General features: G+C 50.8%; 19 protein-coding genes and 4 tRNA genes. 3 read left to right on the forward strand and 20 right to left on the reverse strand.

The window, feature by feature from the left end:
- Nucleotides 1–436: 436 nt before the first annotated feature.
- The 18 genes from Z042_RS03135 to trxA form a co-directional block, all read right to left on the reverse strand.
- Nucleotides 437–513 (reverse strand) — tRNA-Pro (locus Z042_RS03135).
- Between the two features lie 75 nt (nucleotides 514–588).
- Nucleotides 589–675 (reverse strand) — tRNA-Leu (locus Z042_RS03140).
- A gap of 47 nt (nucleotides 676–722) precedes the next feature.
- Nucleotides 723–798 (reverse strand) — tRNA-His (locus tag Z042_RS03145).
- A 54-nt stretch (nucleotides 799–852) separates the two neighbouring features.
- Nucleotides 853–929 (reverse strand) — tRNA-Arg (locus Z042_RS03150).
- 204 nt (nucleotides 930–1,133) lie between these two features.
- Nucleotides 1,134–1,874, reverse strand: coding sequence for a lipopolysaccharide N-acetylmannosaminouronosyltransferase (wecG, locus tag Z042_RS03155; protein ID WP_024912364.1), 741 nt, complete (start codon nucleotides 1,872–1,874; stop codon nucleotides 1,134–1,136).
- Nucleotides 1,843–3,234 carry an ECA oligosaccharide polymerase gene (gene wzyE / locus Z042_RS03160; RefSeq protein WP_024912365.1) on the reverse strand — a complete coding sequence of 464 codons (1,392 nt, stop codon included), beginning with the start codon at nucleotides 3,232–3,234 and terminating at the stop codon, nucleotides 1,843–1,845. The genes wecG and wzyE overlap by 32 nt, the downstream gene beginning before the upstream one ends.
- Complete coding sequence (locus Z042_RS03165; RefSeq protein ID WP_024912366.1) at nucleotides 3,231–4,316, reverse strand: TDP-N-acetylfucosamine:lipid II N-acetylfucosaminyltransferase; 1,086 nt, start codon at nucleotides 4,314–4,316, stop codon at nucleotides 3,231–3,233. Before Z042_RS03165 ends, wzyE begins: the two co-directional genes overlap by 4 nt.
- Nucleotides 4,313–5,563, reverse strand: coding sequence for a lipid III flippase WzxE (gene wzxE / locus Z042_RS03170; protein ID WP_024912367.1), 1,251 nt, complete (start codon nucleotides 5,561–5,563; stop codon nucleotides 4,313–4,315). The genes Z042_RS03165 and wzxE overlap by 4 nt, the downstream gene beginning before the upstream one ends.
- Before the next feature lies 1 nt (nucleotide 5,564).
- Entirely contained in the window at nucleotides 5,565–6,695 is a 1,131-nt protein-coding gene (gene rffA, locus Z042_RS03175; protein ID WP_024912368.1) for a dTDP-4-amino-4,6-dideoxygalactose transaminase, read from the reverse strand.
- Nucleotides 6,682–7,398, reverse strand: coding sequence for a dTDP-4-amino-4,6-dideoxy-D-galactose acyltransferase (gene rffC / locus Z042_RS03180; protein ID WP_024912369.1), 717 nt, complete (start codon nucleotides 7,396–7,398; stop codon nucleotides 6,682–6,684). The genes rffA and rffC overlap by 14 nt, the downstream gene beginning before the upstream one ends.
- On the reverse strand, nucleotides 7,376–8,257 hold the full coding sequence (gene rfbA / locus Z042_RS03185) for a glucose-1-phosphate thymidylyltransferase RfbA (RefSeq protein ID WP_024912370.1): 882 nt from the start codon (nucleotides 8,255–8,257) through the stop codon (nucleotides 7,376–7,378). Before rfbA ends, rffC begins: the two co-directional genes overlap by 23 nt.
- A 176-nt stretch (nucleotides 8,258–8,433) precedes the next feature.
- Nucleotides 8,434–9,498 (reverse strand): dTDP-glucose 4,6-dehydratase, encoded by a 1,065-nt coding sequence (gene rffG, locus Z042_RS03190; RefSeq protein ID WP_037406461.1) that lies wholly within the window; start codon nucleotides 9,496–9,498, stop codon nucleotides 8,434–8,436.
- Nucleotides 9,495–10,757, reverse strand: a complete 1,263-nt coding sequence (wecC, locus tag Z042_RS03195; protein WP_024912372.1) for a UDP-N-acetyl-D-mannosamine dehydrogenase — start codon at nucleotides 10,755–10,757, stop codon at nucleotides 9,495–9,497. Before wecC ends, rffG begins: the two co-directional genes overlap by 4 nt.
- On the reverse strand, nucleotides 10,754–11,884 hold the full coding sequence (gene wecB / locus Z042_RS03200) for a non-hydrolyzing UDP-N-acetylglucosamine 2-epimerase (RefSeq protein WP_024912373.1): 1,131 nt from the start codon (nucleotides 11,882–11,884) through the stop codon (nucleotides 10,754–10,756). Before wecB ends, wecC begins: the two co-directional genes overlap by 4 nt.
- A 197-nt stretch (nucleotides 11,885–12,081) precedes the next feature.
- Entirely contained in the window at nucleotides 12,082–13,134 is a 1,053-nt protein-coding gene (gene wzzE / locus Z042_RS03205; protein ID WP_024912374.1) for an ECA polysaccharide chain length modulation protein, read from the reverse strand.
- A 20-nt stretch (nucleotides 13,135–13,154) separates the two neighbouring features.
- Complete coding sequence (wecA, locus tag Z042_RS03210; RefSeq protein WP_024912375.1) at nucleotides 13,155–14,252, reverse strand: UDP-N-acetylglucosamine--undecaprenyl-phosphate N-acetylglucosaminephosphotransferase; 1,098 nt, start codon at nucleotides 14,250–14,252, stop codon at nucleotides 13,155–13,157.
- Nucleotides 14,253–14,540: 288 nt separating this feature from the next.
- Entirely contained in the window at nucleotides 14,541–15,800 is a 1,260-nt protein-coding gene (gene rho / locus Z042_RS03215) for a transcription termination factor Rho (protein WP_024912376.1), read from the reverse strand.
- Nucleotides 15,801–16,287: 487 nt separating this feature from the next.
- Nucleotides 16,288–16,614 carry a thioredoxin TrxA gene (gene trxA, locus Z042_RS03220; RefSeq protein WP_024912377.1) on the reverse strand — a complete coding sequence of 109 codons (327 nt, stop codon included), beginning with the start codon at nucleotides 16,612–16,614 and terminating at the stop codon, nucleotides 16,288–16,290.
- 131 nt (nucleotides 16,615–16,745) lie between these two features.
- Between trxA and rhlB the strand changes: the two genes are divergently transcribed.
- Both rhlB and ppx read left to right on the forward strand, forming a co-directional pair.
- Nucleotides 16,746–18,035, forward strand: coding sequence for an ATP-dependent RNA helicase RhlB (rhlB, locus tag Z042_RS03225; protein ID WP_024912378.1), 1,290 nt, complete (start codon nucleotides 16,746–16,748; stop codon nucleotides 18,033–18,035).
- Between the two features lie 115 nt (nucleotides 18,036–18,150).
- Nucleotides 18,151–19,644: an exopolyphosphatase gene (gene ppx, locus Z042_RS03230; RefSeq protein WP_037406464.1), complete on the forward strand. Its 1,494-nt coding sequence runs from the start codon at nucleotides 18,151–18,153 to the stop codon at nucleotides 19,642–19,644.
- Nucleotides 19,645–19,728: 84 nt separating this feature from the next.
- Here ppx and rep read toward each other — a convergent pair whose 3' ends face one another.
- Nucleotides 19,729–21,753, reverse strand: a complete 2,025-nt coding sequence (gene rep / locus Z042_RS03235) for a DNA helicase Rep (RefSeq protein ID WP_024912380.1) — start codon at nucleotides 21,751–21,753, stop codon at nucleotides 19,729–19,731.
- A gap of 112 nt (nucleotides 21,754–21,865) precedes the next feature.
- On the opposite strand from rep, the gene ppiC reads away from it, so the two are divergent.
- Nucleotides 21,866–22,147 carry a peptidylprolyl isomerase PpiC gene (gene ppiC, locus Z042_RS03240; RefSeq protein ID WP_024912381.1) on the forward strand — a complete coding sequence of 94 codons (282 nt, stop codon included), beginning with the start codon at nucleotides 21,866–21,868 and terminating at the stop codon, nucleotides 22,145–22,147.
- Nucleotides 22,148–22,238: 91 nt separating this feature from the next.
- Here the strand turns inward: ppiC and Z042_RS03245 are convergent, their stop codons facing one another.
- Nucleotides 22,239–23,741 (reverse strand): M16 family metallopeptidase, encoded by a 1,503-nt coding sequence (locus Z042_RS03245; RefSeq protein WP_024912382.1) that lies wholly within the window; start codon nucleotides 23,739–23,741, stop codon nucleotides 22,239–22,241.
- Nucleotides 23,742–23,965 lie beyond the last annotated feature (224 nt).

Genomic DNA, 23,965 nt, shown 5'->3' on the forward strand with positions numbered 1-23,965 from the left:
CAGCGATTCTCCCAACCTGTCGCTTTAACACGACGACATAATGATAATTGATTTTTACTTATTAAAATCAAATAATTAAATGTCTCAAGCTGGCGACAACAGCACTGGCAGTTGTCGTCGAAAAACAACATAGCCAAGCACGGCCTTGTAATAAGGGGAACCGCAAATAAAACGACAGCAGAGGGGAAAGAAAATTGAATGATGGCAAGCAGAAACCCGTTCAGTAATAAACGGTTTTCTCTAAAATTGGCTGGTGAAAGAAGATAACTCGCTTCCCTTGGCTCAAACCTCCTTCGAAGGTTATTTCGCGCATCCTGCGTTCCCCCTTACGGGCCAACACGAAAGCGTTGTGCAAAACTGTCCCTAACAGTTTTGTCTCATCCTTTTTGAGCTTTGGACGTAAAAAAACCCGCTTTAAAAGCGGGTTTCTTAAAATTGGTCGGCGAGAGAGGATTCGAACCTCCGACCCACTGGTCCCAAACCAGTTGCGCTACCAAGCTGCGCTACTCGCCGATTTATTACTGCTGATGCTACTAAACTTTAAAGCTTATGTCTATGTAAATATTAAAATTTATCAGACATTTTGTGTGGTGCGAAGAGAGGGACTTGAACCCTCACGTCCGTAAGAACACTAACACCTGAAGCTAGCGCGTCTACCAATTCCGCCACCTTCGCACGGTCACAAAACAGCTTTTGATTCTTTACTTTACACAAATGTAAAGTGGGGTGGCTAATGGGACTCGAACCCACGACAACTGGAATCACAATCCAGGGCTCTACCAACTGAGCTATAGCCACCATTATAACTTCACGCGGTAATCATACCACCGCAGCTCCTGCGCACAAACTTAATGGCGCGCCCGACAGGATTCGAACCTGAGACCTCTGCCTCCGGAGGGCAGCGCTCTATCCAGCTGAGCTACGGGCGCGTAGCGCCGTTGCGGGTGGGGATACTACGGATTTAAACCGATCCTGTCTAGTGCTTTTTAGCAGAAATGTTGTGTTTGATTACGCTTTGCTCACTCCCACACAAGAAAGCCCCTTCCGTAACCTTTCTTCAACGGTTATCGCTGACTTTCCATACGCTTTTCAGGCTGATGCTGTGTTTTACCTCTTGGCAAAAGAGATAAAAATTACATTTTGCCGGTATAGTAGTAACCGACAAATTTTAGCAACTTGAGCTGGCGGCCAATACGGCTCGGCTGGCTGAGCAGGCGGTAGAGCCACTCCAGACCAAGCTTTTGCCAAATCTTCGGGGCACGCTTCACATGGCCAGTAAACACGTCATAAGTGCCCCCTACGCCCATATACAGCGCTTGCGGATATACCTTACGGCAATCACGCATCAAGATTTCCTGCTTTGGCGAGCCCATTGCTACCGTCACGATAGCGGCCCCACAGGCACGAATGCGTTCAAACAACGCTTCACGCTGTTCAGGCGTGAAGTAACCATCCTGACTACCGACCAGATTCACATTCCACTGGTCACGCAGTTTCTGCTCCGTCTCTGCCAATATCGCAGGTTTACCACCTATCAGAAACACCGGTGTTCCTTCCTGCCCAGCCCGCTGCATCAAAGCTTCCCACAGATCGGCCCCAGCCACGCGGGAAACCTCTGCTCCGGGATATTTACGGCGGATTGAACGCACCATGCTGATACCATCGGCGTACTTATACTCGGCCTCATCCAACAAAGCATGTAGCGCGGGATCGGTTTCCGCTTTAAGGATTTTCTCTGCGTTCATCGCGACCAACGTGCCTTGCTTTACCTGACCCCCCTCAAACAGAAAATCCATGCATTGTGCCATGTCACGGAACCCCCACAGGCTGAAACCACGTAGCTCATACTTGGGAATCGAAATGTTTACTTCCATTTGTTATTACCTTTACAGAGGGCATCAGCGCACATTTACGCACGATCCGTGCTTTGATAAGCCCGGAGGTATCAAACAGCCAGTACAGCAACTTAGCCAAGATCAGGCAAATGCCAAAAATGATACAGAAGAACACGACTCGTGAAACAAAGGAATCCATACCTTCACGTGCCAACACGATGATATTGAACACCGCACCAAAACAAAACCCCTGTAAAATAGCCGCTTTAAAACGGTTCTGCTCGCTTTTACCCATTTCATACAGCCAGTCGAACCACTTGATGATCAAACCCACCACAATGGCACCCAGCGGGATAAACAGCACCCCGCCCATCACCACCAACGAACCAATCAGCGTAGGGGAGATCGCCAGCCCGGAATGGTTATTCAATACTTCCCAGGTAAAATAGTTGGCAGTATTCAGCACCAGATCTGGCCGCCCTGGCCACAGCCAAGCCGGGATAAATACATAAAAATCACGCATGATCGGAGCCAAACCTTGGAAATCGATCTTGTCGTAATTTTGCAATAATAACGCCAAGTTTTCCCACGGCGAGAAAGTATCGCGCGTCAGATACAAGAAAGTGTAGAACGCCTCAGGGCCACTGACATCCAGGCTGTAGCGTTTCAACGCCAGCCAGAACATACCAACAATGCCAAGCACTCCTGCCGCCACCAGCATCCATAGCGAAATCCAACCACGTACAATGCCGATAAACAGGAACAGCGAGAACGCAATGATGATATTGGCGCGGGTTCCCCCCACGATCACATAAGTCAGGATGCCAAAAGCCACCGTCGCCACCAGGAAAAAGAACCAGGCGCGTACATCCTGCTTGAGAAAATAGACCACCAGCATCGCCGGGATAAAGAAGTAGAAAAAGCGTTTGAATGCGACTCCAGACACATCGCTGGAGAAAATCTGGCTGTAGGAGTTCAGCTTGAACAACAGGAAACCGTTCTGCATAAAGAAAATGCCTACGGTCCCCATCGCCACCAACGCCAACAATATCCAGGTGAAATGGGTTTCCACCCGGTTCATGGTAAATATCGGCTTAGATTGCTGGCTGCTACGTTTACGCAGCCGAGTTTTGTAGCTGACATAATAGATAGCGTAGAAACAGGTGGCAGAGAGAATGGCATACAGCAAGAATTCAGCAGGCACCACCTCAACATCAAACCGGAATGCCAGCAGGCAGGTCAACGGGAAACCGAAGTAAAACGTCAGCAGATAGAGCAGGGAAAAGAACACGTTAAAATTAAAACGAACCCGCCGGAATTCCTGATAGGTCAGCGTGAGCACAAACAGCGCTCCAATCAGATAGACAACAAGCAATCCACCAAACTGAGCCAGCGTCATGGATTCTCCCCCACAGCCAACGCCAAGGCGTGTTGCCAACCATCTACATAATTCGGATTAAAGAAGGTGATCGAACCTTTGTCCACCAACGCCAACTGCCGCTGTGACTCGCGAACAATGGCTTCATCCAGCGTATCACCATAAAACAGCACCGGCAGGCGTTGCTCTGCCAAATCCTGCCAGAAGGGATTTTTACGGCTGAGTACAAACGGCACGCCGAACTGTATCAACAAGCACAAAGTGCCAATACCCTGCTGCCGATCAAAAATAAAGTAGCCGAGATCGCACTCACGCAAAATATTCAGGTAATCATCAAACGCCACTTGCTGCGTCAGCAATTGCAGGTTGTGTTCACCGAACAGCGCCAGCCCGGTAGCACGTACCTGCTCAATATAAACGTCGTTATTGGCGGGATACCCCATCGGCACAATCACCCGTACATCGCGACCGAACTGCTGATGAATCGCCTGTAACGCCTCTCTATGCCGATTAGTACGATCCCCAGAGTTCCCTACCAGAATGGTCAATGGCCCAGCGCTGTTTTTCTGCACTTCAATGCCAGTCAGTTGAGGGTCCATACGCGTCGGGAAGTATAACAGCGAAGCAGGAACGCGTGCATGACGTTGCTGGTAATGGATCAGATCGCCACGCGTAGCAAACGCATGACCAACCCGTCCCTGCGCTATGCGGCGCAAAATGTAAAACAAGCGGAATTTCCAACTGGTGGCGTTTTCGTACAAATCAGCCCCCCAGATATGCCAACTCACCTGATTAGCCCGGATTTTACCGCTCAGTAACGCCAGCCACAGCGCCGCATTAAACTGGCCGTGCAGAAAAAAACGGGTCTGCCGATCGGCCTGCGCACAAGCAATCACCGCATCAGCCAGGCTTTTCTTGCCCGGAAAAATTTCTATTTTCAACGCAGGAAATGGACCCAACGCCGCAGCATCCTTGGCCGCCACCATAAAATGGCACACCTGTTCAGAGGGCAAACGCTCTGCCAACACGTCATTGAAGAAGCGCAGCACCGTATGATTATGATGCGGGATATCAGATCCCAATACGTGAATCAGTCTGGTCATACTCGTCTACGATAAAGAATGAATACGCCGCTACAGAGCGCGAAATACACAATATAGGTTGCCATATAAGCCTGTGCAGCACCCAGCGCGCCATGCTGCGGGATCAGCCAGTGAGAAAACAGCGTCAGCAAAGCAAACTGGCTAACCTCCGTCAAAATATAAAAACGCAACGATGCTTTGGCAATCACCAAATAGCCGAAAACATAAGCACCAACTTTCAGCACATCGCCAACCAATTGCCAGGCAAACAGATCGCGCATTGCGACAAATTTTTCAGAAAACAGCAACCAGATAGCAAAATCGCGCAGCAACCACACGGTAAAACTGGCCGCCGCCACGGCGGGTAAAACAAACTTCAATGAACGCACAATCTCCTGCGAGATCGCGCTTTTTTCTTTCAGGCGTGACAGCGTTGGCAGCAAATAAACGGTAAACGATGCGGTAATAAATTGCAGATAAGCATCAGAGATACTGCTCACCCCTTGCCAAATACCCACTTCATCCCAGCTATAATACGCCGCCAGCAGGTTACGCATCATCACATAGGCAACCGGCAGAGTTACAGAGGTGATCAGCGCCATGATGGTAAACTTGCCCAAGTGGCTGGCCAGTGCTTTATCCCACGCCAGCGCCAAATAGCGCAATGGCAGCATCTTGCGCCGCCACAGCAGAAAACCGGCAGGCAACACCACCAACGCAGGCACCAGCGCCAGGCCGATCAACGCCCCTGCATAGCCACCCAGCTTAAAGCACAACGTATAGACCACCACGCCGATCAGGCTGCCGCCGATCACCGCCGCCGCATTGCCCATGGCGTCACGGTAGCCTTTCAAAATAGCCAGGAACAGGTTGGCGTAAGCGATGCCCATTTGGATAAACGCCACTGCCTGCACCACGTTTACATAATCGGCATGGCCGAACAGCCCACGGCTGATCGGTTCTGCGGCAAACAGGAATACCAACGCCAACAGAGTCGAGAAGCCCAACACCATGCTGGAAGCCGTACCCACCGCCATGCGTAGCCGCTGTGGGTCCTGATGATACTCAGCAACATATTTGGTGACGCCGTTAAAAATTCCGGCACCAGACAGCACACCCAGCACGGTAATCAACTGACGGAAATTACCCGCCTGCCCGACACCACTGGGGCCAAAAGCCACCGCCAACATTTTGATTACCAGCAGCCCCACGCCAATTTTTATCAGCGTGGAACCGGCGGTCCAAATTGATGCTTTTGCCAGCGACATATCAGGCCAAGCAGCTCAGAATGGTCGTGATTACCGTACGCTGATTGACATCTGACATGTTGTAGAACAACGGCAAACGCACCAGGCGCTCACTTTCCTTGCTGGTAAAACGGTCTTCTCCAGCAAAACGACCAAACTTCTCACCGGCTGGGCAAACATGCAGCGGGATGTAGTGGAATACCGTCATAATTTCAGCTTCTTTCAGGTAATCGATAAACGCTGTGCGATCCTGAACATCCTTCAGCTTGATATAGAACATATGCGCATTATGCACGCAGTCAGCCGGGATAACCGGCAGGTTGATACGGCCCGCATCAGCCAAAGGTTTGAAGGCATCGTAGTAGTTCTGCCACAGCTTCAGGCGACGCTGGTTGATCTGTTCTGCTGCTTCCAGTTGCGCCCACAGATAAGCCGCTTGCAGATCAGACATCAGATAGCTGGAACCGATATCACGCCAGGTATACTTATCAACCTGACCACGGAAAAATTGGCTGCGATTGGTGCCTTTCTCGCGAATCACTTCGGCACGATCAATCAGCGCCGGATCGTTAATCAGCGTTGCGCCACCTTCACCACCAGCGGTGTAATTCTTGGTTTCATGAAAGCTGAAACAGCCGATGTGGCCGATAGTTCCCAACGCTTTTCCTTTGTAAGTTGACATGACGCCCTGCGCTGCATCTTCAACCACAAACAGATTGTATTTTTTCGCCAGCGCCATGATGGTGTCCATCTCACAGGCCACGCCAGCATAGTGTACCGGCACGATAGCGCGGGTTTTGTCGGTAATCGCCGCTTCGATTTTCGTTTCATCAATATTCATGGTATCTGGGCGCACATCGACAAATGCCACCACCGCACCACGCAAGACAAAGGCGTTGGCGGTAGAAACAAAGGTGAAACTCGGCATGATCACTTCATCACCCGGCTGGATATCCAACAGGATGGCCGCCATTTCCAATGAAGCGGTGCAAGACGGTGTTAGCAGCACTTTCGGGCTACCGAAATGCTGCTCCATCCATTGTTGGCAACGGCGCGTGAAACCGCCATCACCACAGAGTTTGCCGCTGTCCAGGGCAGCCTGCATGTAATCAAGTTCGGTGCCAACAACCGGTGGAACGTTAAATGGGATCATGTAAACCTCTGTAGAACCAATACGCGGTGCTTTCTATAATGGCACCGTGCCGTTGATAGAGCCGTAACGCGGCAATATTGCTTATTTGGGTCGCAATCCGCAGGCGTAACAGCTCCCGCTGCTGACACCAGGCGATCGCCGCAGCCATCAGCCGTGAACCGGTACCCTTTCCTTGCGCACCCGGAAATACTGCCAGCAGGCCGATACGGGCTTCTTGCTGACCAATATCACGCAGGCTGACAAATCCTTCTGGCTGCCCATCACCTCCCAGCACCAGCAAACACTGATGATCGAAAGCTCCCAATACCGCTTTCTCAATCCAGGTGGCATAAAACCGCCCACTGTCATGCTGCCCATACCAAGGCATACGAAAACGACTGGCAGCGAATACGCTGGCCGCGGCCGCACGCAATATCGGGATATCTTCAGGCAGCGCAACACGCATGGCCGATAATGAAGCACTTTTTGTGCCAACCGGCAGGGCTAAATCGATTTCGCCTTCCACCAACCGAAAACCCAGCCCAGCCAGCGCATCGGCCAAATCAAGGCGCTGCGCGGGGATTTTGGCCTGAACCAGCGCGAAAGCATCCAACTCCGCCTTACTCACCAAGGGCGAAGCATCATCAAAATGCAGCTTGGCACTGGAGAGCTGGAAAAATTCGCTTTCCCAGCCCAAAGGCTCAATATTGGCGTGGACGGACATTCAGTAAATCCAGTAAATATTTGCCGTAGCCAGTCTTCACCAGCGCCAGAGCGGCGCGTTTTACGCCATCATCATCCAGCCAACCATTACGCCAAGCGATTTCTTCCAGGCAGGCCACCTTGAATCCCTGGCGCTTTTCCACCGTTTGTACGAAGGTGCTGGCCTCAATCAGGCTATCGTGAGTACCGGTATCAAGCCAGGCGAAACCACGGCCCAGCAGTTCAACGCTCAGTTCGCCACGCTCCAAATACATCTGGTTGATGCTGGTGATTTCCAGCTCGCCACGCGGGGAAGGTTTCACCTGCTTGGCGAAGTCCACCACTTGGGTGTCGTAAAAATACAGCCCCGTCACCGCCCAGTTGGACTTCGGCTCAACCGGTTTTTCTTCAATTGATAACGCCCGGAAATTATCATCAAACGCCACAACGCCAAAACGTTCTGGGTCCATCACCTGATAACCGAATACCGTCGCACCCTGTAAGCCCTTGACCACGTTTTTCAGTTTTGGGCTAAAACCCTGACCGAAGTAGATGTTATCACCCAGCACCAAACAGCTCGGCTCACCGGCAATAAACTCTTCACCGATCAAAAATGCCTGCGCCAGCCCATCGGGACGCGGTTGTTCTGCATAGCTGAGATTAATACCAAACTCGGCACCGCTACCAAGTAAACGGCGAAACGATGGCAGATCTTCCGGCGTAGAAATAATGAGCACATCCCTGATCCCAGCCAGCATCAGCACCGAAAGCGGATAGTAAATCATCGGCTTATCGTAGATAGGGAGTAATTGCTTGGAAATACCACGGGTAATCGGGTGCAAACGCGTCCCTGAACCTCCGGCAAGAATAATGCCCTTCATATCGACTCCTGAACTCACAATCACAACGTGGCGACTATCAGCCGCCACGTGTTTATCGGGATGGGATTGTTCCCTGGCAATTGCAGGAACTCACGACGTTTGTCTCTCTCTGAGATAGACTCATCATGATTCATTCGCTTACTGCCTACCTACAACTCAACGTATTTTTGGATGAATTAACTCAGCCCTAAACGTTCACCTGCATAGGAACCATCTTGAACACGACGCCACCAGGTTTCGTTATTCAGGTACCAAGCAACCGTTTTGCGGATACCGCTCTCAAAGGTTTCCTGCGGGCGCCAGCCTAACTCACGCTCGATCTTGCCCGCATCAATGGCATATCGCATATCGTGGCCGGGACGATCTGTAACATAGGTGATCAGATCGCGGTAGTTCGCCACATTTTGTGGCTTATTCGGTGCCAACTCTTCCAGCAGATCGCAGATGGCTTGCACCACTTCAATATTCTTACGCTCGTTGTGACCGCCGATGTTGTAGGTTTCACCCACTACACCTTCCGTCACCACCTGGTATAACGCCCGCGCATGATCTTCTACATACAACCAATCACGCACCTGCGCACCGTTACCGTATACCGGTAGCGGTTTACCAGAAATAGCGTTCAGGATCACCAAGGGGATCAATTTCTCAGGAAAATGATAAGGACCATAGTTATTAGAACAATTGGTGACCACCGTTGGGAAACCATAGGTACGCAACCAGGCACGCACCAGATGATCGCTTGATGCCTTGGAAGCCGAATACGGGCTGCTTGGTGCATAAGGGGTGGTTTCAGTAAACAGATCATCAGTGCCGTGCAGATCGCCATATACTTCATCGGTGGAAATATGGTGGAAACGGAAACCCTGTTTTTTCTCTTCCACCAACGCCTGCCAGTAATGGCGTGCCGCTTCCAGCATGGTGTAGGTTCCCACCACGTTGGTTTCAATAAACGCCGCAGGGCCATCAATGGAACGATCAACGTGGCTTTCTGCCGCCAGATGCATCACAACATCGGGTTGGTATTGAGCAAACACCCTATCCAGCTCGGCGCGATCGCAGATATCAACCTGCTCAAACGCATAACGCTCACTATTAGTCACCCCAGCCAGTGACTCCAGATTGCCCGCATAGGTAAGTTTATCCACCACCACCACGCTATCAGCAGTGTTGCTAATGATATGCCTTACCACAGCAGAACCGATAAAACCGGCACCGCCGGTAACCAAAATGCGTTTCAACGCCAAACTCCTTTGGTATCAACAATCCAGGTCTGTTTGATCTCTTCAGGCTTAATTGCTTTGAATTCTTTGTGATCGACCAGCATCACGATCACATCAGCCTGATGCAATGCTACGGCAAGATCTTTCAAAATCACATGACCCGCCAAAGACTTTGGCAATTGCTCAACGTTCGGTTCCACAGCCAGCGTTTCACCTACGTGCCAGTCAGCAATCAGGTGGGCGACCTCTACCGCTGGGCTTTCACGCAGATCGTCAATATTGGGTTTAAACGCCAAACCAAAACAGGCAATCTTCACTTCGGAAGCTCGTTTGTTAGTGGCTGCCAGGCAGTCTGCGACTGCCGTTTTAACGCGATCAACGACCCAGAGCGGTTTACCGTCGTTTACCAGGCGTGCTGTGTGGATCAAACGAGCCTGCTGTGGGTTTTGCGCAACAATAAACCAGGGATCAACGGCGATACAGTGCCCACCCACCCCAGGGCCTGGCTGCAAAATATTGACACGCGGATGGCGATTAGCCAGCCGGATCAGTTCCCACACATTGATACCTTGCTCAGCACAAATCAGCGACAATTCATTAGCAAAAGCGATGTTGACATCACGGAAGCTATTTTCCGTTAACTTACACATCTCGGCAGTGCGTGAATTGGTGACAACACATTCACCTTCAAGGAAAATTTTATACAGCGCGCTGGCGCGTTCGGAGCATTTCGGCGTCATCCCACCGATAACACGATCATTCCGAATCAGTTCAACCATCACCTGCCCTGGTAGAACACGTTCAGGACAATAAGCGATATTCACGTCAGCCTGCTCACCCGCATTTTGTGGGAAACTGAGATCGCTACGTGCTTCAGCCAACCATTGCGCCATCTGCTCGGTCGCCCCTACTGGTGAAGTCGATTCCAGAATCACCAGATCGCCTTTTTTCAGCACCGGAGCCAGCGACCTAGCCGCCGCTTCAACATAGGCCAGATCGGGCTCATGATCACCTTTGAACGGGGTTGGTACCGCAATCAGGAAAGCATCAGCCGCCAACGGTTTGCTCACCGCTTGCAGGTATCCTCCTTCGACCGCTTCTTTCACCACGCGATCCAGATCCGGCTCCACGATATGAATTGCACCACGATTAATGGTATCTACCGCATGCTGATTAACATCTACACCCACCACTTTTTTCTTGCGGGAAGCAAACGCCGCCGCCGTTGGCAAGCCGATGTAACCCAGGCCAATAACTGAAATAGTGTTAAAACTCATAGTGTCACCTGATGATTCTTTAAAGCTTCGAGGATACGTTGGCAGGCATGCCCGTCACCGTAAGGGTTATGTGCCCGACTCATAGCATGATATTCGCTTTCATCCGTTAATAACTGAGTGACCGCACCGACAATTTTAGTCACATCAGTTCCCACCAGCCGCACCGTTCCAGCATCCACTGCTTCTGGTCGTTCTGTAGTATCACGCATCACTAACACCGGCTTACCCAGCGATGGAGCCTCTTCCTGAATACCGCCTGAGTCAGTCAGAATCATGTAAGAGCGCGTCATCAGGTAAACAAATGGCAGATAATCTTGCGGCTCGATAAGCATAATGTTGTCGATGCCTTTCAGAATCCGATTGACTGGCTCGCTGACATTAGGATTAAGGTGTACTGGGTAAACCACTTGCACTTCCGGGTGTTGGCGAGCGATGTCCGCCAGTGCGCTGCAAATGCGTTCGAACCCACCACCAAAGCTTTCACGACGGTGACCAGTAACCAGAATTAATTTCTTATTAGCATCCAGAAAGGGATAACGCTGCTCCAGACTGTTAGACAATACTTCGTCACTAAGGATACGATCGCGTACCCAGAACAGCGCATCAATCACCGTATTGCCCGTAACGACAATATGATCATCCTGCAACGATTCCCGCAGCAGATTCTGGCGCGAATTCTCCGTCGGCGCGAAATGATACATCGCCAGATGGCCCGTCAACTTACGGTTTGCCTCTTCGGGCCAGGGTGAGTAGAGATTACCGGTACGTAACCCGGCTTCCACATGCCCAACGGGAATACGCTGATAAAACGCTGCCAGGCTGGTCGCCATCGTGGTAGTGGTATCACCGTGCACCAGCACCACATCAGGTTTGAAGTCTTCCAGAACCCCTTTCAACCCTTCCAGAATACGGCAGGTGATTTCATTCAGCCCCTGGCCAGGTTTCATGATGTTCAGGTCATAATCCGGTACTATTTCAAACAAACGTAATACCTGATCCAACATCTCACGATGCTGTGCCGTAACGCAGACTCTTGATTCAAAGGCTTTATCCTGAGCCAAAGCATGTACCAGAGGAGCCATCTTAATGGCTTCCGGCCTTGTGCCAAAAACAGTCAACACTTTCACAGCGAATCTCTTTTGGTCGGTGAATCGCAGGCGAACCTGCAAATTGAGCACTTACGCACCCATCAACAAAATTACTTTATACCTGCTACAGCGTTGTTAAGCACATCTACTCATCCCCAGGAACTCCTGGGGTTTCACGTAGTGGCTACCCCGCGCTACAACCTAAAATCCATTTGGCTATATAGGGATAGGGGTGCTTAACGACGCGGCCTGCGCACCAAAGCAACTCCAGCACCAATCAGAGCACCGATCGTGCCCCACATAATCAACCAGAATACGCGGCGCGGGCTATCGCGCTTTACCGGCTCCTCTGGCGTACGCAAATAGCGGTAAGTCTGGAACTTGGCATCCAACGTCGGGCCAACGTTCAAGGTTGCCAGCATGGCGCGATTTTGATCGTAATCCAAGTCATAAGTTGGCCCGGAAGCCTGCAACCCCTCCAAACGTGCCTGGAGCATTGGCTTACCCAGCAGGAATAACTCGGAATCCGGTAGTTGTTCTGACGGTGTATCCGTCTGAATCCGGCTAATTCCCTGCTGCTGCGCAATTTTCAGCGCCTGTTGAACGGTATTAAGCTCACGTTGGTAAACAGCATCTGCCACCGCTTCCTGGCGTTTAACCTGCGCTTTCATCGAAGTGGTACGTGCAGCCCAAGCCCCCTGAACTTCTTCATTCAGATGTTGCGCAGCCCGATGGCTGGCGAACGCGATATACTGACGCAACAAACGATTGGAGTCAGGTGCCGTTTCCGCCGTCAACTTCACACCATCGTTAAGCACTTTTTTATCATCACGTGGCGTGAATTGAATATTATTAATCAATTCATCAAGTAATGCCGCATCAGCACGTGCATCGCCTTCCTGACGCTGCTTGTAATAATCACTTTGCAGCCAGAAATCACGCCGTGTGTCATAAGCCGCTAATTGCATGATGAATTCATTATAAGCTTCATCAGCAATACCCGGTTGTTCACCCGCCACCGCTGGCGTTGTGCGCACATCAAGGTTGCGCAGGAACTGCTGTTGAGAGTAATACCCCCCCAGCGCATTTACCGTTGGCTTATCGGTGATTGCTGCCGCACTCCATTCCTGTTTGACCAGGTAGGAGATAATCAATGCAACGGCGGCAAACAACACAGCGAAGCCGATAATCCACTTTTTACCGCGCCACAACGTGCAGCATAAACCACGGATATCAAGTTCATTATCGACCACCGGGGTATTTTTTTCAGACATTGTTTCTGGAGTCATCTCTGCCCAAAAGCCTCAGGTTAAGGTACTTGCTTATTGTTCGTTGAATGTCGGATACGGCGCTTAACGCGTTTGATATAACGCGCCACGCGCCATGCACGTTTGATGCAGTATCCATAGAGGAAAAAAGCAAGCAAGAATAATACCAACATTATCCATTCAGGGATAAAAGTCAGGCGTTCACCGAGCACACCAATGGCTGCCAGAAGCGCAGCTGCCAAAGTAATCAGAATAAAAGCCTGACGCGGCGTAAAACCTGCCCGCATAATCAGATGATGAATGTGCTGACGATCAGGAGAAAATGGGCTCATACCCTTACGCAGACGGCGATACATAATCGCAATCATATCCATCAATGGTATAGCAATGATCCACAATGCCGTTACCGGTTTGATCGGATGGGTTGCCCCTTGGGAACTTTGCAACAGCAGCCAGATGGCCGTAAAACCAATCAGCGTACTGCCCGCATCACCCATAAATACCTTGTACCGACGGCCCAGGATGCCAAGGTTAAGCAGAATATAAGGAACAATCGCCGCCAGCATGGCGAAACACCAGAAAGCGAGATCGGAATGACCACTCAGGTAGAACAGTAAGCCCAATGCTCCAAACGAAACGCAGGAAAGCCCTCCCAGCAACCCATCAATACCATCAACCATGTTAAAAGCGTTGATCGCCGCCCAGACAGCAAATAACGTGATCAGATAACCAAACGGCCCCAACAGCATTTCCCAACCGCCAAATACATAACCGAAGCTACGCAGGTAGAGACCAGCAAAAACCATCATGGCAACGCCGACCAAAGCCTGGATCGTGGCACGTATTTTAACACTGATGTCAAAGCGATCATCCAGAGCCCCAACGAACACCAATACGCCCGCACAGACCAGATAAAGTTTAGCGTGCGCAATAGGTTGGTTGGAGATCAGAAAGGCAAAGCAGATACCTGCATAAACAGAAATACCACCAACCAGCGGGATCAAACCCTGGTGACGTTTACGGTAATTAGGTTTATCAACCAAGCCGATACGCTTTGCTACCTTCCGGGCAACAAATAAAAAAGCCAGAGAGAACAGGAAAACAAAAAGAATTTCAGTACTCATAGTGAGTAAATTCACAGTTAACAAATCTCTGAAAAAGATGAGGCAGCTTAACATGAGTAACAAACGGTACCATATGCAAAGGCTGCCTTTCAGTCATTTCCTATGACAACAGACATGCATGCTTAATCATGTCCCTAAGTCATTTCTCACTTCAACCTACCCACGCCCACGAAGAACGTAAACAAGATGAATTCTCAGTAAGTTGTAAAAAAAACTTACTTTTCCTTTACTATTACTTATCGTATCCGCCAAAAGCAAAAAACGCCACGACTAGGCGCGGCGTTCCTCGAATTTTTTGCTGAATTATGAACGTTTCATCATGTCAAAGAATTCATCATTGGTTTTGGTCATTGCCAATTTATTAATGAGGAACTCCATCGCATCGATCTCGCCCATCGGATGAATGATCTTGCGCAAGATCCACATTTTTTGCAGTTCTTCAGACGTTGTGAGCAATTCTTCTTTACGAGTACCGGAACGGTTGTAATCGATAGCAGGGAATACACGCTTCTCAGCGATTTTACGCGCCAGATGCAACTCCATGTTACCAGTACCTTTAAACTCTTCGTAGATAACCTCGTCCATTTTGGAACCCGTATCGACCAGCGCAGTAGCGATGATGGTCAGGCTTCCCCCTTCCTCAACGTTACGTGCAGCACCGAAGAAACGCTTTGGACGATGCAGGGCGTTGGCATCTACACCACCGGTCAACACCTTGCCGGAAGCAGGCACCACGGTGTTGTAAGCTCGCGCCAAACGGGTGATCGAATCAAGCAGAATGATAACGTCTTTTTTATGTTCAACCAGACGTTTAGCCTTTTCAATCACCATTTCTGCAACCTGCACGTGGCGGGAAGCTGGCTCATCAAAGGTAGAAGCGATAACTTCACCTTTTACCAGACGCTGCATCTCGGTCACTTCTTCTGGACGTTCGTCAATCAGCAACACCATGAGGACACAGTCTGGATGGTTGTAAGCGATGCTCTGCGCAATATTTTGCAACAGCATGGTCTTACCAGCCTTCGGCGGCGCCACTATCAAACCACGTTGACCACGGCCAATCGGCGCTGCCAGATCCAGCACGCGTGCCGTCAGATCTTCAGTGGAGCCATTGCCGCGTTCCATGCGCAAACGAGAATTAGCGTGCAGCGGCGTCAAGTTTTCGAACAGGATCTTGCTGCGGGCATTTTCCGGTTTGTCGTAGTTGACTTCATTCACTTTCAACAGAGCAAAATAACGCTCGCCTTCTTTTGGCGGACGAATCTTACCGGAAATGGTATCACCTGTGCGGAGGTTGAAACGGCGAATTTGGCTGGGGGAAACGTAGATATCATCAGGGCCGGCGAGGTAGGAACTGTCTCCAGAACGGAGGAAACCAAACCCGTCCTGTAATATTTCCAACACGCCATCACCGAAGATATCTTCCCCGCTTTTCGCATGTTGCTTAAGTATAGAGAAGATAATGTCCTGCTTGCGCAGGCGGGCAAGGTTTTCCAACCCCATACTTTCGCCGAGACTAATCAGATCAGAAACCGGCGTATTCTTTAATTCGGTAAGATTCATAATGGTGGGTTCTTAAACTCGGGGTATGTCTCGAACTTATATCGTGAATGGTATGGCAGCGTCATACGTGCCTGTCTACTGGGCGTTCGATCACCGGGCCGTTGAGCCGTCACGGTAAGAAGTAGCTTACATGAGACGTATGCATTAACGGTTTAAGCTCGAGGACGCCTTAAAACTGTTTTTTTGCAAAACTGTATGGTTGTCGAAACATAGACCGAATTCGCATTCAATGCCAATGATTCAACACAGAGTAAAACTTAGATTCAAATTCTTTAGATTTAATGCTTAAGGCAAGTTTTATATGCAGTGTGGTCAAATTTAACACGCTTTAGAGCAGGCGTCTAGCGGTGAATTACACATCCTCCCCCAGACACCTATCATACATCGCATCATCACTATGCAGATGACGCTAAAATCCGTTCTTGTCAACGCACCTGATGGATTACATTATTACGCGTTTACAGCCCGGCGGTAACCAGAAATTGGGTTACAGGTTCGCGTTCAAAAAATCTTTGAGTTGACCTTTGGACAGAGCACCCACCTTGGTTGCTGCCACTTCACCGTTCTTGAACAACAACAGCGTAGGGATGCCGCGAATACCATATTTAGGTGCGGTAGCTGGGTTTTGATCGATGTTCAGCTTGGTAATGGTCAGTTTGCCTGCAAACTCTTCGGCAATCTCATCCAAAATCGGAGCAATCATCTTACACGGACCACACCATTCAGCCCAAAAATCAACCAGAATTGGCCCTTCGGCTTTCAGCACATCAGCGTTGAAGCTGTCATCAGTCAGGTGAATAATTTTATCGCTCATGTTCTACTCCACTGGATTAAGTCTACCTAGTTGGTGTAGCAGAAAACCAACTCAGGTGATTTTATTTCACCGTTTTTATTTCAACGGATATGCTTTCGTAAAGCAATAGTTAACTGATATTCTACCACACTATGAGCAAAACACACTTGACCGAACAGAAGTTTTCCGACTTCGCCCTGCACCCGTTAGTTCTTGAAGCCCTTGAAAAAAAAGGGTTTCGTAATTGCACGCCCATCCAGGCGTTAGCATTGCCGCTTACGCTCTCTGGGCGTGACGTTGCAGGTCAGGCGCAAACCGGTACCGGAAAGACGCTGGCATTTTTAGCGTCTACTTTTCACTATTTGCTGTCCCACCCGGCGAAAGAAGGCCGCCAAACCAATCAGCCGCGTGCCTTGATCATGGCACCAACGCGTGAACTGGCGGTACAGATCCATTCTGATGCAGAAACCCTTTCACAATCCACCGGCATGAAACTGGGCCTGGCCTATGGCGGTGATGGTTACGATAAGCAGTTGAAAGTACTGGAAAGCGGTGTAGATATCCTGGTTGGGACCACGGGCCGTTTAATCGATTACGCCAAACAGAACTATATCGATCTGGGGGCAATTCAGGTCGTGGTACTGGATGAAGCCGATCGTATGTACGATCTGGGCTTTATCAAAGATATCCGTTGGCTATTCCGCCGCATGCCTGCGGTCGATCAACGCCTGAATATGTTGTTCTCTGCCACCTTATCTTATCGCGTTCGCGAATTGGCATTCGAGCAGATGAACAACGCCGAATATATTGAAGTGGAGCCAGAACAAAAAACCGGCCATCGGATTCAAGAGGAACTCTTCTACCCCTCCAATGAAGAGAAAATGCGTCTGTTACAGACCTTGATCGAAGAAGAGTGGCCAGATCGCTGCATCATTTTCGCCAATACTAAGCACCGCTGTGAAGACATTTGGGGTCATCTGGCTGCCGATGGTCACCGTGTAGGCTTGTTGACCGGCGATGTGGCACAGAAAAAACGCCTGCGCATTCTGGACGATTTCACCAAAGGCAATCTGGATATTCTGGTCGCCACCGACGTCGCCGCACGCGGCCTGCACATCCCACTGGTGACTCACGTCTTCAATTACGATCTTCCTGACGACTGCGAAGATTACGTACACCGCATTGGCCGTACAGGCCGCGCAGGCGAAAGCGGCCACTCCATCAGCCTGGCCTGTGAAGAGTATGCCCTCAATCTGCCTGCCATTGAGACTTATACCGGCCACAGCATCCCAGTGAGCAAATATAACAGCGATGCATTGCTAACCGATCTACCTGCGCCAAAACGCCTGGCACGTCCACGCGGTGGCAACGGCCCACGCCGTAATTCGGCGCCACGTCGTGGCGGTGGTGCTCCACGTAACAATCGTCGGCGTCCAGGTTAATTTCCCCAATGAATTGCACGTTGCAACCAGGCCGCCAGCTCACTCATCCCCAAGAGCTGGTGCCGTTAAGTGACTGGGGCACACGGCTACAGCCCGCAAAGCACAAGGGATAATTATGCTCAATTCCAACACTCTTTATGCCGCTATCGATCTCGGCTCCAACAGCTTCCATATGTTGGTGGTGCGTGAGGTCGCTGGCAGCATTCAGATCCTGGCTCGCATCAAGCGCAAAGTGCGTCTGGCTGGCGGGTTGGATAAGCATAATCACCTGTCGCATGAAGCCATGCAGCGCGGCTGGCAATGCCTGAAACTATTTTCAGAGCGTTTACAGGATATTCCACGCGAGCAAATTCGTGTGGTCGCCACTGCAACATTGCGCCTGGCGAATAACGCCGGGGAATTCTTGCAGACTGCTGAGGAACTCCTCGGTTGCCCGATTCAAGTGATCAGCGGTGAAGAAGAAGCCCGCCTGATTTATCAGGGCGTTGCGCACACTACCGGTGGCCCGGATCAACGCCTGGTGGTCGATATTGGTGGCGGCAGCACTGAACTGGTCACCGGTAGCGGGGCACAAGCAACACAGCTCTACAGCCTGTCGATGGGGTGTGTCACCTGGCTTGAACGTTTTTTCAACGACCGTAATCTGGGGGCAGAAAATTTTGCGGCTGCCGAACAGGCCGCACGTGAAATAGTGCGCCCTGTGGCTCCACAATTGCGCCAACAGGGTTGGCAGATCTGCGTTGGCGCATCCGGCACTGTGCAAGCACTGCAAGAAATCATGATGGCTCAGGGCATGGACGAACGCATTACGCTGTCCAAACTGCGCCAACTGAAACAGCGCGCCATACAGTGTGGCAGGCTGGAAGAATTAGAAATCGAAGGCCTTACGCTGGAGCGCGCACTGGTGTTCCCCAGTGGCTTGTCGATCCTGCTGGCAATCTTCCAGGAATTGAACATTGAATGTATGACGCTGGCCGGCGGCGCACTACGCGAAGGGTTGGTCTATGGTATGCTACATATGCCAATCAAACAGGATATCCGCAGCCGTACCCTGTACAATCTGCAACGCCGTTATCTGCTGGATACCGAGCAAGCTGAACGTGTCAGCCAACTTGCCACCCATTTTTCTTTGCAGATCGCCAATGAGTGGCAACTCGATACGCGATGTTGCGAGCTGTTGCATGCGGCCTGCCTGATTCACGAAATCGGCCTTAGCGTTGACTTCAAACAGGCACCACAACACGCGGCTTATCTGATCCGCAATTTGGATTTACCCGGCTTCACCCCCGCACAAAAAACGCTGCTTGCAGCACTGTTGCAAAACCAGAGCAATGCTATTGATTTACCGCTGCTGAGCCAGCAAAACGCCATGCCGCCGCGTATGGCTCAACGTTTATGTCGTATTCTGCGTTTAGCTATCATCTTTGCCAGCCGCCGCCGGGACGATACTCTCCCCGCGGTGTGCCTACGCGCCGACGATGAAGAACTGCACGTGATTTTGCCGTCTGGCTGGCTGGAACAACACCCGCTGCGTGCAGAAGCGCTGGAGCAGGAAAGTCATTGGCAGAGTTATGTTCATTGGCCGCTATTTCTGAGCGAACAGCACTGAGGTGATAAAGAGGCGTTTAGCACCCTTCTTTTAGCCCGAATATATCCGGGCTTAATAGCTGGCTTCGGCAGCACGCTCGTATGATTAATTCCCACCTTTTGCTTTCACCAGCATCGCTTTCACGCTGGCCAGATGGCTTTGCCCTTTCTGCATCCGTTCTTCCGGGCTGATCACCTTGCGTTCGCTCTCCCAGGCTAAATCATCCTGTGGCAGCTCCAACAGGAAACGGCTTGGTTCAGGGCGCACCAGCTCACCGTATTGCCGGCGTTCGCGGCACAGCGTGAAAATCAGCTCTTTTTGGGCGCGGGTGATACCTACATAGGCCAGCCGCCGCTCTTCGTCGATATTATCCTCATCAATGCTGCTTTGATGTGGTAATAAGCCTTCTTCCATGCCCACCAGGAACACATAGGGGAACTCCAATCCTTTAGACGCGTGCAGCGTCATCAACTGTACCTGATCCGACTCTTCATCGCTTTCACCACGTTCCATCATGTCACGCAGGGTGAAACGGGTCACCACCTGCGTCAGCGTCATAGGCTCGTCCAGATCGCTGCCTTCCAGCATCTCGGTCATCCAGCCAAACAGCGTGTTGACGTTCTTCATGCGCATTTCAGCCGCTTTCGGGCTGGGTGAAGTCTCAAACAGCCAACTTTCGTAATCAATACCGTGGATCAGATCACGCACCGCCGCTACCGGTTCACGCTCCACTAATTGGGCAACGCCCTCCATCCAGTGCGTAAAACGCTGTAACGATTCCAACCCACGGGCAGCCAGGTGCTGGCTCAAACCAAGATCAAAACTGGCGCGGAACAGGCTCTTATTACGTTGATTGGCCCATTCACCCAGCTTTTGTAATGTCGTGGAGCCGATCTCACGCTTCGGGGTATTGACGATGCGCAGGAACGCACTGTCATCATCCGGGTTAGTAAGTACGCGCAGATAAGCCAGCAAGTCTTTGATTTCCGGCCGCGAAAAAAAGGAGGTGCCACCAGAAATCTTGTACGGAATGCGGTTCTGCATCAGCATTTTTTCAAACAGCCGTGACTGATGGTTACCCCGATACAGAATCGCATAATCGCCGTAGTGGGTTTTTTTCACAAAGTGATGCGCAATCAGTTCTCCCACCACGCGCTCGGCTTCATGGTCTTCATTATTGGCAGTAACAACTTTCAGCTCCTCACCGTAGCCCAACTCAGAAAACAGCTTTTTTTCAAACACATGTGGATTGTTAGCGATCAGGATATTGGCGGCTTTGAGAATGCGTTCGCTGGAACGGTAATTTTGCTCTAGCTTGACCACCTGTAAATGAGGAAAATCCTCCTTCAACAACACCAGATTTTGCGGGCGCGCGCCGCGCCAAGAGTAAATCGATTGGTCATCATCCCCTACCACCGTAAAACGCGCACGGTTACCGACCAGCAGTTTAACCAGTTCGTATTGGCTGGTATTGGTGTCCTGATACTCATCCACCAACAGATAGCGGATACGGTTCTGCCAGCGTTCACACACCTCTTGATTACGTTGCAGCAGCAGCGTTGGCAGCAGGATTAAATCATCAAAATCCAGTACGTTACAGGCTTTCATATGGGCATCATACAGCCCATAACAGTGAGCAAACAGCTTATCGCGCTCGGAACGTGCCAAGGCCATCGCCCGCGGCGGATCTATCAGGTCATTCTTCCAGTTGGAAATGGTGGAGATCAGCTGCGCTACCAGCGTTTTATCGTTTTCCAACCATTTCTCAGTCAGTTCTTTCAGTAACGCCAATTGATCCTGATCGTCGAACAGCGAAAAATTGGCCTTCATCCCCAACGCGGCGTATTCCCGTTTAATCACTTCCAACCCCAGGGTATGGAAGGTGGAAATCATCAGCCCGCGTGTTTCTTTGCGCCCCATGGTTTGCGCCACACGCTCTTTCATTTCTCGTGCAGCTTTGTTGGTAAACGTCACGGCAGCAATATGCCGCGCCTGATAACCACATTGGTGGATCAGATGAGCGATTTTGTTGGTGATCACGCGTGTCTTACCGGAACCCGCACCGGCCAGCACCAAGCAGGGCCCGGTAACGAATTCGACGGCTTGTTGTTGGCTGGGATTCAATCGCATGGCGCTTTATGGCTCGACTTTCATGACGTGGGGCAAGGATTGTAGCAGAAAGCCCCAGCAAGATTTAACAGGTATAATAGCAACCATTCTGCATCACTGAACGGATAAGATCATGGCAAAAACGGCTTGTGCCTTGCACATTCTGGTGGATAACGAAAAGCTGGCCGAGGAGCTGCTGGCCAAACTGAAGCGCGGTGTCAGCTTCGACACGCTGGCACGCAAATATTCAAGCTGCCCGTCAAAGCGCAATGGGGGCTCCCTGGGTGAGTTCAACAAAGGCACCATGGTGGCGGCCTTTGATAAAGCCGTGTTCAGCATTCCACTGCTGAAGCCCTACGGCCCGGTGAAAACCCAGTTTGGCTATCACATCATCAAAGTGCTTTATCGTAATTAAAACCAGGGGCAACACTCTGCCTCATATCATCATACGCCGAGTTGCAGGTGGGCTGGCTGCGCCTGCAACTCGAATTACTTAGCGTATAACGCTACGGTGTTGTGGTTTCTGGCACAGCTGCCTCATCAACCGATTTCGCTTCTTCATTGACCGCAGCAGGAGCCGTTGGCGCCATGATACTGTTGTAGGTTTCCTGCAACTGTTTCATGTTCATCTCTGGTTCACCCTTTGGCTGCATCAGCACCAGCGTGGCATCCTGTGACAGTTGCAACTTCAATTCTTGATTCAGCGCTTCCAGCGTTAACGAGGCAAGGAAGGCCTGACGCAACCTCTGATACTGTTCTGGTGCGATATCCACCACGCCGCTCTGCTGCGAACGCAGCCGCTGGCTCATCAGGATATCCGTATCCGTGCGAGCATAGGTGGCAAACAGCTTGCTCAACTGATCGGTTTTCTGTGCCAGCAAAGCGTCGAATTCATCCTGTGAAAAACCCTTATCACGCAGGTTAGCCAACTCACGGGCAATAAAAGCCAAACCGGTGTTCAGGCTGTCATTGGGTGAATCCAGATGAATAGCGCACTGAGCACGCTGATACTGTACCCGGCAATCGAAACCAAGCTGGATATTTTTCTGTTCGTTCTTCTGCAACACCTGCTGGATATGCCAGAACAAAGCTTCACGAGCAATGTCGCTGCGCCAATAACGGCTCAGGCTTTGTGAATCACGGATCGGATGCCATTGTGTATCCCACATGATCGACAGTTGATCCTGCTTGATCTGCTCGTTCATCAGGCTAACCGGCTGCGGCGACAGCGGGGGGAGCGTTGGCATAGTTGCTGGCGTTTCACGTTTGCCTTTCAGCGGTGAAAACGCCTTGTTGATCTGTTCACTCAGGCTACGGCTATCTACTTTACCGACCACATACAGGGTCATCGCATCAGGGGTATACCATTGCTCATAAAACTTCTTCAACTCATCAAGATTGACTGGCTGTTTTACCGCTTGCCCTGGATCGTGCGCCAATAGCGTTGAGTCTTTCAGGCGATAGCGCCACCAAGCCTCTTTGGGATTGGGTGGAAAAGTGCCGATAGCGTCGGCGTCAGCACTGGCATTCATCACCGCATGCACCGTGGGCTCGTCGATTACCAATTTACCCGTCGTATCAGCGAGCCAGGTCAACGCTTCTTTCAACAGATCGGGACGGTTATTCGGCAGACTCAGATTATACAACGTGAAATCATAAGAGCTGATGGCGGGCGGCAACGGCCGTTCGTTGTCCACGCCCTGTTGCCATAACGAACGTAACTGCGGTTCGGTAAAACTCTCGCTACGCGCAACAGAAAGGCGCGGCAGCAGATGAGCAAAGCCAACCTGCTGGGAAGACTCCACCAGCGATCCGGTGTTGACCATCAAACGCAGTTCAACACGATCATTGGGACGCTGTGGCGTATCAAGAATCTGCCAAGAAAAACCATTCTCCAACTGCCCTTGCTGCCAGGCGGGATCTGGTTGTAGTGTTTCAGCCTGCACACTGCTGCTGGCCGCAGCCAACAACAGCCCACCCACTAAAAGCTGAATTCTGGTGCCCTGCATGTGAACCCCTACTTAATGACTATCCAATTTTTATATGCGAATATTCCGTTCAATGGAATACTTGGGTCGTACCAAATTCGTTTCTGGCACAACCGACAATGACGCCCAAAGTTTCACAAATGGGACGGAAAGTGGAAAGTGTACCATTCTGTTAGACCGCGTGCCTTTGCGGATGTCACCCATCAGAGTGAAAAATAATGAATAGGGGTATTTTCAGGCAGAAA

Source organism: Chania multitudinisentens RB-25, assembly GCF_000520015.2.
Taxonomy (GTDB): Bacteria; Pseudomonadota; Gammaproteobacteria; order Enterobacterales; family Enterobacteriaceae; genus Chania; species Chania multitudinisentens.

Coding starts and splice junctions, on each gene's coding strand:
- trxA (WP_024912377.1), bottom strand. CDS start 16,614: ATGAGCGATAAAATTATTCACCTGACTGATGACAGCTTCAACGCTGAT.
- rffA (WP_024912368.1), bottom strand. CDS start 6,695: ATGATCCCATTTAACGTTCCACCGGTTGTTGGCACCGAACTTGATTAC.
- rho (WP_024912376.1), bottom strand. CDS start 15,800: ATGAATCTTACCGAATTAAAGAATACGCCGGTTTCTGATCTGATTAGT.
- wzxE (WP_024912367.1), bottom strand. CDS start 5,563: ATGTCGCTGGCAAAAGCATCAATTTGGACCGCCGGTTCCACGCTGATA.
- wzyE (WP_024912365.1), bottom strand. CDS start 3,234: ATGACGCTGGCTCAGTTTGGTGGATTGCTTGTTGTCTATCTGATTGGA.
- rhlB (WP_024912378.1), top strand. CDS start 16,746: ATGAGCAAAACACACTTGACCGAACAGAAGTTTTCCGACTTCGCCCTG.
- wecG (WP_024912364.1), bottom strand. CDS start 1,874: ATGGAAGTAAACATTTCGATTCCCAAGTATGAGCTACGTGGTTTCAGC.
- rffC (WP_024912369.1), bottom strand. CDS start 7,398: ATGTCCGTCCACGCCAATATTGAGCCTTTGGGCTGGGAAAGCGAATTT.
- ppiC (WP_024912381.1), top strand. CDS start 21,866: ATGGCAAAAACGGCTTGTGCCTTGCACATTCTGGTGGATAACGAAAAG.
- rep (WP_024912380.1), bottom strand. CDS start 21,753: ATGCGATTGAATCCCAGCCAACAACAAGCCGTCGAATTCGTTACCGGG.
- wecC (WP_024912372.1), bottom strand. CDS start 10,757: ATGAGTTTTAACACTATTTCAGTTATTGGCCTGGGTTACATCGGCTTG.
- Z042_RS03245 (WP_024912382.1), bottom strand. CDS start 23,741: ATGCAGGGCACCAGAATTCAGCTTTTAGTGGGTGGGCTGTTGTTGGCT.
- wzzE (WP_024912374.1), bottom strand. CDS start 13,134: ATGACTCCAGAAACAATGTCTGAAAAAAATACCCCGGTGGTCGATAAT.
- ppx (WP_037406464.1), top strand. CDS start 18,151: ATGCTCAATTCCAACACTCTTTATGCCGCTATCGATCTCGGCTCCAAC.
- Z042_RS03165 (WP_024912366.1), bottom strand. CDS start 4,316: ATGACCAGACTGATTCACGTATTGGGATCTGATATCCCGCATCATAAT.
- rfbA (WP_024912370.1), bottom strand. CDS start 8,257: ATGAAGGGCATTATTCTTGCCGGAGGTTCAGGGACGCGTTTGCACCCG.